Here is a 13,925-nt window from a genome sequence, read left to right on the forward strand (position 1 = left end):
AACTAAAAAACCCGATCCGGCTGGATCGGGTTTTTTTATGGGAGCTCCGCCTGCAAACAGCGCGTTACTACAGCAGTACCAGCGCGAAAGCCTGGTCGTGAATCATTTCGGAGGTTACCGCCTTGCCATTCTTATCAACCACGACGCCGGGACGGTTCTCATACAGCGGCGTGCTGGCAACGCGCGCTTCAACCCTCAATACGCGCTGTGACAAGTTGTCCGCGGGCATGTGCGCTGGTAACGTGTGGGCAGCCCTCGATAATGGATTGTATAACTCGCGAACTGAATCCATGGAATGCTTGAACACTGTTGTGACCCCATTGCGCAGATTCAGCGACACGCCGAAAGTATTCCCCACGCAGAGAGAATACGACCAGTAATCCCACGTAGGCCGCACGCCGTTGCGTCGCAATTCGCTTCTGATCACCCCGCCGATATCACCACCGAACAGCCAGTCCCCGCCCACGAGGGTCGCACGAACATCCTTCGCTTCTCCGCCTATGCGCTTCACCACATCGTCGACCCGTGCCTTGATCAACGAACGAATATTGTGATCGATATGAATGACCGCGCCGATCTTCGTCGCCGGGTTGTACAACGATGCAACCACACACGTCTGGGCATTGACTGAAAACAGATAATTGTCCGCAGCTCCGTCGACCAGCTTCGCCACCACAGCTTCGCCCTGCAACGCGCCCCTGACCGGATCCGGACTGACACGCCCGGGAAAAGCCTCGCGCAGATCCGTGATGCTGCCCAGGTTGCGAACGGTATCATTCCCGCCTCTGAGCCCAACCCGCTCATGTGTCCACTTGCCACGCGGCGTCAGGCGTATGGGCCGATTGTAAATGGCGTTCGGGCGCTGGGCATCAATCAGACTCAGACCGTCGAAATGAGGGTTTTTCTTGACCTGGTAATATTTACCCTTGTGACGAATGTAGTACGCCGGTTGAGCTTGCGTCGTGCTGGGTGCACTGCGCCAGGTACCAAAAAAGACACTATCGTCGGTCACCCGCTGCAGCCGTTCGGGAGCCTTCGCAACCGCCTGTTTAGGCTTGAAGCGCACCTCTCGCACCATCGGCAAGGTTTCTTTCGTTCTTGCCGGTGCCCCGCTCTTCAGGCGCTCGGCCAGTAATGATATGGGCCTTACCGTCTGCTTCAGGCTTCTGAGTGCTTGCCCGAGGAGTTTGATCGCACTGCCCGCGCCGACCATGGCGAACAGAGCTCCCCAGGATGCTTCCAGCCAGTGCAACAGTGCTGCGTCTGTATCGCCCTCCTGATGAGCGCCAAGGGCTTGAGTGACGCTGGCGGCAATAAACGCGGCATCCAGCAGCAAAGCAAAGGGCGGGAAAACGATGCAAAAAGGCGCTGCTGCGAACACCAACCCCTTGACTACCTGCTTTTCGATCACCTCGGCGCGACTGGTGGTGATGTCTGCTACGTCAGTGACCGCCCGTTCAATGCAGGCATTGAACTCTCCCCGGCAATCACCCACACGCTGCCACTCGTATAGCGTATCGACGTGCATGTTCTTCGCCGTCAGTGCCCGCAAATAGCGCGAAACGGCTTGCCGCGCGCCCGTGGCCACGCGCGACATTACGTAGTCATTCAGCGCGCCTGTCGTTTCCCCGCAGAAACTTTCATATCGGCGAAACGTCACGCCATCGGGAGCGTCCGGCATGTAAAGCCAGCTAGCCGCATCAGGGTCAAACCAGACAAAAACATAAACCCCCAACACGATATGCCCACGAATCGCGAACCGGAACACGCCGTCATGGGCCACGATACTGGCTCCCGAGCCCCGCCCGCTCGGCAACTCCCCATTGCTCAACCGGGAGACTTGCCGGACCAGCGCAATGTAAGCCGTCTCAAGTATTTGATCTTTACTTCTGGCGACCCGCAGATCACGGTCCATTTTCGACAGCAACACATTGCGATAGGCATATCGGCGACTGTCATAGGCCGGATCGCCCGACTCGAGATATTTGCCGCGGATCTCCTTGGCGTAGGCGTCTCCCAGATACGCCCTGCGCAGATACAGCGCCAGCTCAGCACTGCGCAGCTGACTCAGGTCCTGGCCGACAGACGAGCGTACGCCGCGATCCGGATGGTTGATCCCCCTGTTTTCATCGTATCCGTAAATGGCCAGATCGAGCAGACTGGAGACTTTCGACTTGTAATCATTGCCGGGCTCACTGTGATCAATCAGGACCGTGGCAGGATCAACCGGCTCCAGCACATTGCGGCTGCGCAGATACGGTGTAATCGCTTCGGCGATGGTGCGTTTGGCAAAATCGACAAAGACCTCGTAGCCGGTCAGCAGCTCACTGAGAACCTGCTGATGAACCTCTAACTCCTGATTAAGGCTGCTGATGCGTCGTCGTGCCTCAAGCCCAAGCGCCGCGTACCAGCCTGGCGAGTGGTCCTGCTCAACCTGCTTGAGATTGTTTGCAAGGCCCATTTGCGCGGCGTCATCAGCGCAATCGACGAACGTCTTTGTGCCGCGCCTGATGTCGCGGCTCATGCCCCACAAGCGAGGATCGTTCGACACACTGAACAGATACGCCCGCGCTTTATCCCCGGTTGCCGGCGAGAGCTGCCGCAACAGATATTCACGACCGGACTCGGTCTGGGTCCATCCCCACAATTCACCGCTCAACTCCATAAGTGAAGGCAGCCGGACCCACTCCTGGCCGTCTGGCTTGTTGGGCGCATACAACAGCAGATCGTTAACACCGCCGGCAGCTTCTTCGCGATAGAACAGCAGCAGATCGGCACACTTCATGCCGTTGGGCAGCGTCAAACCGCAGACGCGCAAACGGGTTACCGACGCCTCGCCATCCCATACCTGTTCGAGACGCTCATGGTCGGCGACCGATAAATGCCCGGCACACCGGGCAACAAAAGCACTTTGCTTGAGTCGCTGCGAAAACCAGGCGCTCAATGCCTCTTTTACGTCTTCGCGCTCGTATTGCCGAACGAGCTCGTGGTGGTAGTCCGTGGGAAGATCCTGCGTCGCCAGCATGTCGGCAATGAATGGCGATTCCAGTGGCTGATTCCGCAGAGGCGTGTCACTGGCCAACCCCGCCACCGAGGCAAAATCCCGACCAATCGGCCCGCCGGCGAGCAGCTCGGTCAGGCTTCGGTTCTGCGTCCGCTCACCAACCGCCGAACGCCACGCCAACCGCACCAGGGTCGTGTCCGGTTCGACCTGCATGTCCAACTGCAACTGGATGAAGTCGATGGCTCGCTGCCGAGCGTAGGCCTGCAACGAACCGTAGCCCTCAAGCAGGTTATCGAGCACGGCCTGGGCTTGCATGGTCTGTTCCTGATGGTCATGAAGCAAACGTCGATCGGGTTCCTTCAACACTCGCAACCAATGCGGCAATTGCTCGAAGGCCAGCGCCTCGATAATTTTGCGCTCCCGGGGCGATGCCAGTGAGGTCAATCGATACCGGCGCGCGCCACGCTCCTGGATTTTTTCAATTCTGTCGCGCAGTCGAGCTGCCGTCAGTCCGGCAAGCTGCTCGGGATGGAAGAGTTTTTCGATGTCATCGATATATCGCTGCAGCTTGCGCTCGATCATACGGTCGAACCGTGGCTCCAGCTCCTTGGTCTGCCAGTGATCATGGAGATACTGCTTGTACTGCTCAAGACAATACGCAGCGACCGTATCAACGGTGCGGATGACCGTCTCTCGGCGATCGGCAGGTAACCCCGGGTCCGCCCCTCCGGGCCAGCGATAAGGTGCGTCCCTGACGGCGACGAAGATCAGCGGTTTGCCGTCTATGAGCTTTTGCAGCACGGCATCGACAAGGGAAATGACGAAACCCGGATCGATAACCCCATCAGGGTAATGAATGCGCAATTCGATCAATGCGAAGTGTTCAATCGCTTCCAGCAAGGTCATTTGGCTACCGAGGCGCTTGTCCGTCATCACCTGCCAGCGTGTCACCCGCAGCAGCACTTCCTGCGCTGTCCCCGCCGGCTCAGTCGTTGTCGGCAACGTGTCGCCTGCAATCCCTTGTTGATCCGTCATATCGCCCAGTCCTTTATGCCTTGAAGTGAGCCCTCACTCTATTGGCCGCCCAGCCGCCTGCGGCCATACATATGTATATCGAACCAGGGAATCTGTAACAGTAAACGGCCGTGTCCACTTTGCCGGCGACCTGGCGTAAACTGCGCGCTTTTGCAGCTTCGGGCTGCCCCACAGTTTTTTCAAAGGTGCCCGCCATGCCTTGGCTGCAAGTCCGTCTCGCCATCACTCCGGAACAAGCCGAAACCTACGAAGACGCGTTCCTTGAAGTCGGCGCCGTCTCGGTGACGTTCATGGACGCCGAAGACCAGCCGATCTTCGAGCCGGAACTCAACACCACCCCGCTGTGGTCGCACACTCATCTGCTGGCCCTGTTCGAGGGCGGCACCGAAGCTGCGCCGGTCCTGGCCCACCTCGAACTGCTGACCGGCAGCCCGCTGCCCGAGCACCACAGCGAAGTCATCGAAGACCAGGACTGGGAGCGCAGCTGGATGGACGGCTTCGAGCCGATGCGTTTCGGCCAGCGCCTGTGGATCGTGCCGAGCTGGCACGCCGCGCCGGAACCCGACGCGGTCAATCTGCTGCTGGACCCGGGCCTGGCGTTCGGCACCGGCACCCATCCGACGACGGCACTGTGCCTGGAATGGCTTGACGGTCAGGACCTGAAAGGCTGCAACGTGCTGGATTTCGGCTGCGGCTCGGGGATTCTGGCGATTGCCGCGCTGCTGCTCGGCGCTAAAGAAGCCGTTGGCACCGACATCGACGTACAAGCGCTGGAAGCTTCGCGCGATAACGCCGGGCGCAACAACATCGCCGACGAGTTGTTCCCGTTGTACCTGCCGGAGGATCTGCCGCAGGTTCAGGCTGACGTGCTGGTCGCCAATATTCTCGCCGGCCCGCTGGTGTCCCTGGCGCCGCAACTGTCCAGCCTGGTCAAGTCTGGCGGGCGCCTGGCACTGTCCGGCATCCTCGCCGAGCAGGGCGAAGAGGTCGCGGCGGCTTATGCGCAGGACTTCGACCTCGACCCGATTGCCAATCGCGATGGCTGGGTGCGCATCACCGGGCGTCGGCGCTAAAATGACCGCTTGCCTGAACCGGATCGCCGCATGACCGACAGTTTCGTCACCCAGTGCCCGCATTGCCAGACCAGCTTCCGCGTCAACCATGCTCAGTTGAGCGTGGCCCGCGGGGTGGTTCGCTGCGGCTCTTGCCTGCAAGTGTTCAACGCTGCCAGGCAGTTGCTCGAGCAACACGCCGGCAAGGATCCGGTGGCACCGTCGGTAGCCCAACCCGTTCCGGCAGCGCAATCGCCGGCCGTCGACACAGCCGCACCGCGGGCGATCAGCCAAAAGCAATGGAGTGCCTCGGAGCTGGACCTGGACAGCCTAGATCTGGACGAGGAACTCGCCCGCCTCGAACAACGCGAGATCCAGCCGATCAGCGAATTCGGCCGCCCGCGCGAAGACGCCTTGAGCGCCCGCCGCGACAGTCCGGAACCGGACGAAGCCGTCTGGCCGGACAGCCTGTTCAGCGAACCTGCCAACGAACGTCCGCAAGACCTCGACAACGCCCCGCCGGCGGTCGAGATCGAGCCGGTCAAATCCGCGCGCACGGAACCCTCGCTGTCGCTGGAGCCGGTGGACCTGGATGACGAGCCGGCGATCCCGCAACTGCGCCTGCACGATCCGATCGATCCGAACGCCCGTCGCGAGCGCCTGTCAGCCGACGAAGACGACGACTTGCCCGCGATCGAACCGCAGCGCAAGAAACGCGGTCGCGCCGAGCCCGGCGTCCGCGCCGAAGTGCTGCAAGACCTGACCGACGACCCGCTGCAACTGGACTGGCAGAAACGCCGTTCGCCGTGGGGTCGGCGCCTGCTCTGGCTGGTGCTGGTCGTACTGGCAGCCGGCGCGCTGGCCGGCCAGTACATCGCCTATCACTTCGACGAACTGGCGCGCCAGGATCAATACCGCCCGTGGTTCCAGCAGGTCTGCCCGCAGATCGGCTGCACCGTGCCATCGAAGGTCGACATCGCCAAAATCAAAAGCAGTAACCTGGTGGTGCGCAGCCATCCCGAGTTCAGCGGGGCGCTGGTGGTCGACGCGATCATCTACAACCGCGCCACATTCTCCCAACCGTTTCCATTGCTTGAGCTACGCTTTGCCGATCTCAACGGTCACCTGATCGCCAGTCGCCGCTTCAAGCCCGGCGAATACCTCAGCGGCGATCTGGAAGGCCTGGCGGAAATGCCGCCGCAAACACCGATCCACATCGCGCTGGATATTCTCGATCCAGGCCCGAAAGCGGTGAATTACAGCCTGAGCTTCCACTCGCCCGAGTGAACGGCTGGACCGGCTCCGGATTGACGGCGGTTTTCTGACTGCACCCCATGCAACCAAACCGCTGGCGATAACGGAATAACTGTTCAGATTTTGTTCAATTGAGCCTTTAACCAGTCATCGAGAGCGGGTATCATGCCAACCCTTTTTCGAACTCTCATGATCCGGCCCCACTTCAGGGAAGTCCTATGTCGGCGGTACGCATCGGCCCATACACATTGCAGAACGGCTTGATTCTCGCCCCGATGGCGGGCGTCACCGATCAGCCCTTTCGTCAGCTGTGCAAGCGTCTGGGCGCAGGGCTTGTCGTCTCGGAAATGGTCACCAGCGACATGAGCTTGTGGAACACCCGCAAGTCGCGCATGCGCATGATCCACGAAGGCGATCCCGAGCCACGCTCGGTACAGATTGCCGGTGGCGATGCGCAGATGCTGGCGGATGCGGCCCGGGCGAACGTCGAGCTGGGCGCGCAGATTATTGATATCAACATGGGTTGCCCGGCAAAGAAGGTCTGCAACAAGGCCGCCGGTTCCGCGTTGTTGAAAGACGAAGCACTGGTGACCGAGATCCTGCAGGCCGTCGTGGCGGCAGTCGATGTGCCGGTCACCCTGAAGATCCGCACGGGCTGGGATCGCGACAACAGAAACGGCCTGACCGTGGCGAAAATCGCCGAACAGGCCGGGATCACCGCGCTGGCCGTGCATGGCCGCACGCGCGCCGATCTGTACACAGGGGAAGCGGAGTACGACACGATTGCCGCGATCAAGCAGGCGGTGTCGATTCCGGTGTTTGCCAATGGCGATATCGATTCGCCGCAAAAGGCCCGTTACGTGCTCGACGCGACCGGTGCCGATGGCCTGCTGATAGGCCGTGCCGCCCAGGGGCGGCCATGGATTTTTCGCGAGATCGAGCACTTCCTGCGTACCGGCGAGCAATTGCCGGCACCGGAGCTGATCGAAGTGGAACACATTCTGCTTGAGCATCTGGCCGCCCTTCACGCCTTCTATGGGGACGTGATGGGCGTGCGCATTGCCCGCAAGCATGTGGGCTGGTATCTCGCAACCTTGCCGGGCGCCAGGGAGTTTCGCGCCCGTTTCAATCGTTTGGATGGTACGGAAACACAATGCGCCAACGTTCGGGAGTTCTTCGCCGAGCGTTACAAGAGCCTGACAGGGGACGAAGAAGGGGTGGCCGCATGACGATGATGACCGAGACTTTAGTGAGTGGAACAGCACCCGTGAGCGACAACGTGAATTTGAAACAGCACCTCAATACGCCGAGCGAAGAAGGCCAGACCCTTCGCGGGAGTGTCGAGAAGGCGCTGCACAATTATTTCGCCCACCTTGAGGGCGCGTCCGTCACGGACGTGTACAACCTGGTGCTTTCCGAAGTCGAGGCGCCCCTGCTCGAAAGCGTGATGAACTACGTCAAGGGCAATCAGACCAAGGCCAGTGAGCTGCTGGGACTGAACCGCGGCACACTGCGCAAGAAACTCAAGCAGTACGATCTGCTGTAAGCATTCAATCAAACCAGAAAGGCGCCCGCGTAAAAAACGGTCGCCTTTTTTGCTGACTTCCTTTGCTTTTGATGGAAATTGAGATGACCGACCAGACTACCCGCCTGCCGATCCGCCGCGCCTTGATCAGCGTTTCCGACAAGACCGGGATCCTCGAATTCGCCAGGGAGCTTGAAGCCCTGGGCGTCGAGATCCTCTCCACCGGCGGAACGTTCAAGTTGCTGCGCGACAACGGCGTTGCCGCAGTGGAAGTCGCGGATTACACCGGTTTCGCCGAGATGATGGACGGTCGGGTGAAAACCCTGCACCCGAAAATCCACGGCGGCATCCTCGGTCGTCGCGGTATCGACGACGCGATCATGAGCGAGCACGGCATCAAGCCGATCGATCTGGTGGCGGTCAACCTCTATCCGTTCGAAGCCACCATCAACAAGCCAGGCTGCGACCTGCCGACCGCCATCGAGAACATCGATATCGGCGGCCCGACCATGGTCCGTTCCGCAGCAAAAAACCATAAAGATGTAGCGATCGTGGTGAATGCCAGCGATTACGCCGATGTCCTGCAAAACCTCAAGGCCGGTGGCCTGACCTACGCCCAGCGTTTCGACCTGATGCTCAAGGCCTTCGAACACACTGCCGCCTACGACGGCATGATCGCCAACTACATGGGCACCGTGAATCAGGCGGCCGAAACCCTGACCACCGAAGGTCGCAGCGAATTCCCGCGCACCTTCAACAGCCAGTTCATCAAGGCTCAGGAAATGCGCTACGGCGAGAACCCGCACCAGAGCGCGGCGTTCTACGTTGAAGCCAAACCTGCCGAAGTCGGCATCGCCACCGCGACCCAGCTGCAAGGCAAAGAGCTGTCGTACAACAACGTGGCCGACACCGACGCTGCGCTGGAATGCGTGAAGAGCTTCGTCAAGCCAGCCTGTGTGATCGTCAAGCACGCCAACCCGTGCGGCGTCGCTGTCAGCCCGGACGCCGAAGGCGGTATCCGTCAGGCCTACGAACTGGCCTACGCCACCGACACCGAGTCGGCCTTTGGCGGCATCATCGCCTTCAACCGTGAACTGGATGCCGAGACCGCCAAGGCGATCGTCGAGCGTCAGTTCGTTGAAGTGATCATCGCGCCATCGGTCAGTGAAGAAGCCCGCGCCATCGTCGCGGCCAAAGCCAACGTGCGCCTGCTGGCCTGCGGCGAGTGGTCGGCTGACCGCGCTGCTGCCTGGGACTACAAGCGCGTCAACGGTGGTCTGCTGGTACAGAGCCGCGATATCGGCATGATCAGCGCCGATGACCTGAAAGTCGTGACCAAACGCGCTCCGACCGAACAGGAAATCCACGACCTGATCTTTGCCTGGAAAGTTGCCAAATACGTTAAATCCAACGCCATCGTCTACGCCAGGAACCGCCAGACCATCGGTGTCGGCGCCGGCCAGATGAGCCGCGTCAACTCGGCGCGCATCGCTGCAATCAAGGCTGAGCATGCCGGTCTGCAGGTTGCCGGATCGGTGATGGCCTCCGATGCGTTCTTCCCGTTCCGCGACGGCCTGGACAACGCGGCCAAGGTCGGTATCACTGCGGTGATCCAGCCGGGCGGCTCGATGCGTGACGCTGAAGTGATTGCCGCTGCCGATGAAGCCGGTATCGCCATGGTGTTCACCGGCATGCGCCACTTCCGTCACTAAGCACACGATCCCCTGTAGGAGTGAGCCTGCTCGCGATAGCAACCGATCAGTCAAAGCAACATTGACTGATACACCGCAATCGCGAGCAGGCTCACTCCTACAAAAAGCATCTCTTGCGGTGCTCCACAGAATTAGCGTCATCCGAGGTTTTTGAAATGAATGTTTTGATCATTGGCAGCGGTGGCCGTGAGCACGCCCTGGCCTGGAAAGTGGCTCAGGATCCGCGCGTGCAGAAAGTCTTTGTTGCGCCGGGCAACGCCGGTACGGCGATTGAGGCCAAGTGCGAAAACGTTGCCATCGACGTACTCGCCCTTGAGCAACTGGCCGACTTCGCCGAGAAAAACGTCGCCCTGACCATCGTCGGCCCGGAAGTGCCGCTGGTCGCTGGCGTGGTCGATCTGTTCCGTTCCCGTGGCCTGGACTGCTTCGGTCCGACCGCCGGCGCTGCGCAACTGGAAGGGTCGAAAGCCTTCACCAAGGATTTCCTCGCCCGTCACAAGATCCCGACCGCTGATTACCAGAACTTCACCGAGATCGAGCCGGCCCTGGCTTATCTGCGTGAAAAAGGCGCGCCGATCGTGATCAAGGCCGACGGTCTGGCTGCGGGCAAAGGCGTGATCGTTGCCATGACCCTGGCCGAAGCCGAAGACGCCGTGCGTGACATGCTCGCCGGCAATGCGTTCGGCGATGCCGGTTCACGCGTGGTCATCGAAGAATTCCTCGACGGCGAAGAAGCTTCGTTCATCGTCATGGTCGACGGCAAGAACGTCCTGCCGATGGCCACCAGCCAGGATCACAAACGCGTCGGCGACGGCGACAGCGGCCCGAACACCGGCGGCATGGGCGCTTACTCCCCTGCCCCGGTGGTCACCGCCGACGTGCATCAGCGCGTGATGGACCTGGTGATCTGGCCGACCGTGCGTGGCATGGCAGAAGAAGGCAATGTCTACACCGGTTTCCTCTATGCCGGTCTGATGATCGACAAGGCGGGCAATCCGAAGGTCATCGAATTCAACTGCCGCTTCGGCGATCCGGAAACCCAACCGGTGATGCTGCGTCTGCAATCGAGCCTGGTCTTGCTGGTCGAAGCCGCGCTGGCACAAGCGCTGGACAAAGTCGAAGCACAGTGGGATCCGCGTCCGAGTGTCGGCATCGTGCTGGCCGCTGGCGGCTACCCGGGCGATTACGCCAAGGGCGCAGCGATCAACGGCCTGGAGGCTGCCGCGAATCTGGAAGGTAAAGTCTTCCACGCCGGTACCGCATTGAAGGACGACAATGTCGTCACCGCCGGTGGTCGCGTACTTTGCGCCACCGCCATGGGCGCAAGCGTCAGCGAAGCCCAGCAGCAAGCCTATAAGCTCGCGGCGGCCATCGACTGGCAAGGCTGTTTCTACCGCAAGGACATCGGCTACCGCGCCATTGCCCGTGAACGTGGCGAAATCCAGGAATAAGCTGTCCACCTCGCCCGGCGCGCAATGCCATTGCTCGCTGGGCTGTTCCGCCGCCGCGCATCGTTATATTCTGGCTTCAACCTACGAAGGGATCTCGCCGTGCGCTGGCTCAGGAATGCCATAAGCTTCACCGTCACTTTGCTGACCCTGCTCTGCATGCTCCCGGCCCAGGCCGCCCAAGGCAGTGGCTGGTCGGTATTGCTTGACGATCAGGGCAGCCTGCAACTGAGCGATATCCGCTCCCCTCGCTACACCAATCAATTCAGCCCCATCGATCTTGAGCGCCTCACGGCGGCCGAACCCGAGGGGGCCTTGTGGCTGCGTTTCAGGCTGGCACCGGGCAAGCACGAACAGGTGCTGCGCATCTTTGCCCCTGACCTGTCACAACTTAATCTCTACGTGCTCGACGGCGACAAACTGATCGAGCAACGCAACACCGGCACCGACCAGCCACAGGCTGAGCGGCCTCTGCCGAGCAGCGACTTCATGCTGCCGCTGCCGCTGAGCGACAAACCCCTCGACGTTTATCTGCGCATGGTCTCCGACCATCAGTTGCGCCCGCACATTACCCTGCAGTCTGCGGTAATCAGCGCGGCCAATCAGACCCAGACGCTGATCTTCGGCCTGCTGTTCGGTTGTCTGGGCATGCTGTTGCTGCACAATCTGGTGCGCTACGCCTATTCCCGCTCGCGCAGCAGCCTGTGGCTGGCGGTCTGTGAAGGTCTGCTCGGGTTGAGTCTGCTGCTGTTGCTCAATCTGGCCGGGCCGTGGTTGCCGAACTGGCATGCCTTGCAGACACCCGGCGCCTATCTGGCGTTGCTGCTGACCGCCCCGGCCGGGCTGATGTTCGCCTTGCGTTTCTTCTCCCCGCTCGGGCCGCACCCGCTGAACAAGCTGTTGCTGACAGACATTGTGCTGATCGTGACGTGCAGCCTGCTGTTGCTGTTCGTCAACACACTGCCGCTGAACATCATCACCTATGCGCTGGTGGCGCTGGCAGGCCTGAGCATGTTGCTGGTGGGGTTCTACCACTGGCAGAAAGGCTACCGGCCGGCGCGTCTGTTCGTCGCGGCGATGGTGGTGTTCAACATCGGCACGCTGATCATCCTTCCGGCGTTGCTGGGATTGACCCTGGTCGCGCCGCAAGGCCTGATCATGACGTTGATGGTGTTCATCTGCATCAGCGGCCTGCTGATGAGCATCGCTCTCGGCGAGCGACAGCGCAGCATCACCGAAAGCCGCTTCAGCATCAGCCGCGACCTCGCCGCGAGCAATGCAGAGATCAACGCCAAAGCCGAATTCCTCGCCAAGATCAGTCACGAAATCCGCACCCCGATGAACGGCGTACTGGGCATGACCGAGTTGCTGCTCGGCACGCCGCTCTCGGTCAAGCAACGCGACTACGTACAAACCATCCACAGCGCCGGCAACGAACTGCTGACCCTGATCAACGAGATCCTCGATATTTCCAAGCTCGAATCCGGGCAGATCGAACTGGACGACGTACAGTTTGACCTCAACGCCCTGATCGACGACTGCCTGAGCATCTACCGGGCCAAGGCCGAGCAGCAGAATGTCGAGCTGATCAGTTTTATCCAGCCGCAAGTGCCGCGTGTGATCAGCGGCGATCCGACGCGCCTGCGCCAGACCCTGCTGAGTCTGCTGGAAAACGCCCTGAAAAAAACCGACGAAGGCGAAGTGCTGATCGTCGTCGCCCTCGATGAGCGCAGCAGCAAGCCGCGTCTGCGCATCGCCGTGCAGGACAGCGGCGTGCCGATGGAAGCGGAAGAACGCGATGCGCTGATGCACGCCGAGTTGCACAGCAAACACTTTCTTTCGGCCAATCGCCTGGGCGGTAATCTCGGGCTGGTGATTGCCCGGCAACTGATTCGCCTGATGCACGGCGAGTTCGGCATCAAGAGCGGCGCCACGGCGGGCAGCACCTTGTGGCTGACCCTGCCGCTGGACCCGGACCGCCTGGAGCATCCGACCTCGGATCTGGACAGCCCGCTGCAAGGCGCACGGGTGCTGGTGGTCGACGACAACGACACCTGCCGTAAAGTGCTGGTGCAGCAATGCAGCGCCTGGGGCCTGAATGTCAGCGCCGTGCCTTCGGGCAAGGAAGCGCTGGCGCTGCTGCGCACCAAAGCGCACCTGCGCGACTATTTCGACGTGGTCCTGCTCGACCAGAACATGCCCGGCATGACCGGCATGCAGCTCGCAGCCAAGATCAAGGAAGACCCGAGCCTGAACCACGACATTCTGCTGATCATGCTCACCGGCATCAGCAATGCGCCGAGCAAGATCATCGCGCGCAATTCGGGGATCAAACGCATTCTGGCCAAACCGGTGGCCGGCTACACCCTCAAGACCACCCTCGCCGATGAGCTCAACCAGCGCAACAAAGGTCAGGTGGTGTTCCAGCCGCAAGTCGTCACGGCCGCCACCGCCGCCAAGGTGCCGAGCGACTTCCGCATCCTCGTCGCCGAAGACAACACGATCTCGACCAAAGTGATTCGCGGCATGCTCGGCAAGCTCAACTTGCAACCTGATACCGCCAGCAACGGTGAAGAGGCGCTGCAAGCGATGAAGGCCCAGCGTTACGATCTGGTGCTGATGGACTGTGAGATGCCGATCCTCGATGGTTTCTCCGCGACCCAGCAGCTGCGGGCCTGGGAAGTCAGCAACCAGCGCATCCGCACGCCGATCGTCGCGTTGACGGCGCACATCCTTGCCGAACACAAGGAACGCGCGCGTCAAGCGGGCATGGACGGACACATGTCCAAACCGGTAGAGCTGTCGCAATTGCGCGAGCTGATCGAACACTGGGTCGCGCAGCGCGATCAGCAGAATCGGACTACCACGCAACCGACCTGAGCCGACAGACCCCGT

The 13,925-nt window shown here is 60.9% G+C and carries 8 protein-coding genes; 7 read left to right on the forward strand and 1 reads right to left on the reverse strand.

Going from position 1 to position 13,925, the window contains the following annotated elements; genetic code table 11:
- Positions 1-67: 67 nt before the first annotated feature.
- The gene (locus HU739_RS14445; protein ID WP_186547489.1) at positions 68-4,039 is read right to left on the reverse strand and encodes a type III effector 1; all 3,972 of its coding nucleotides are present in this window, start codon (positions 4,037-4,039) and stop codon (positions 68-70) included.
- A gap of 194 nt (positions 4,040-4,233) precedes the next feature.
- On the opposite strand from HU739_RS14445, the gene prmA reads away from it, so the two are divergent.
- The 7 genes from prmA (at position 4,234) to HU739_RS14480 (ending at position 13,910) form a co-directional block, all read left to right on the forward strand.
- Positions 4,234-5,112 carry a 50S ribosomal protein L11 methyltransferase gene (gene prmA, locus HU739_RS14450; protein ID WP_186547491.1) on the forward strand — a complete coding sequence of 293 codons (879 nt, stop codon included), beginning with the start codon at positions 4,234-4,236 and terminating at the stop codon, positions 5,110-5,112.
- 30 nt (positions 5,113-5,142) lie between these two features.
- Positions 5,143-6,378, forward strand: a complete 1,236-nt coding sequence (locus HU739_RS14455; protein ID WP_186547493.1) for a DUF3426 domain-containing protein — start codon at positions 5,143-5,145, stop codon at positions 6,376-6,378.
- A 185-nt stretch (positions 6,379-6,563) separates the two neighbouring features.
- Complete coding sequence (gene dusB / locus HU739_RS14460; RefSeq protein WP_186547495.1) at positions 6,564-7,574, forward strand: tRNA dihydrouridine synthase DusB; 1,011 nt, start codon at positions 6,564-6,566, stop codon at positions 7,572-7,574.
- Complete coding sequence (gene fis / locus HU739_RS14465; RefSeq protein ID WP_003221275.1) at positions 7,571-7,891, forward strand: DNA-binding transcriptional regulator Fis; 321 nt, start codon at positions 7,571-7,573, stop codon at positions 7,889-7,891. The genes dusB and fis overlap by 4 nt, the downstream gene beginning before the upstream one ends.
- 83 nt (positions 7,892-7,974) lie before the next feature.
- The gene (purH, locus tag HU739_RS14470) at positions 7,975-9,582 is read left to right on the forward strand and encodes a bifunctional phosphoribosylaminoimidazolecarboxamide formyltransferase/IMP cyclohydrolase (protein ID WP_186547497.1); all 1,608 of its coding nucleotides are present in this window, start codon (positions 7,975-7,977) and stop codon (positions 9,580-9,582) included.
- 155 nt (positions 9,583-9,737) lie between these two features.
- On the forward strand, positions 9,738-11,033 hold the full coding sequence (purD, locus tag HU739_RS14475; protein ID WP_186547499.1) for a phosphoribosylamine--glycine ligase: 1,296 nt from the start codon (positions 9,738-9,740) through the stop codon (positions 11,031-11,033).
- 99 nt (positions 11,034-11,132) lie between these two features.
- On the forward strand, positions 11,133-13,910 hold the full coding sequence (locus HU739_RS14480) for a hybrid sensor histidine kinase/response regulator (protein ID WP_186547501.1): 2,778 nt from the start codon (positions 11,133-11,135) through the stop codon (positions 13,908-13,910).
- Positions 13,911-13,925 lie beyond the last annotated feature (15 nt).

The organism is Pseudomonas hamedanensis, from assembly GCF_014268595.2.
GTDB classification, from domain to species: domain Bacteria; phylum Pseudomonadota; class Gammaproteobacteria; order Pseudomonadales; family Pseudomonadaceae; genus Aquipseudomonas; species Aquipseudomonas hamedanensis.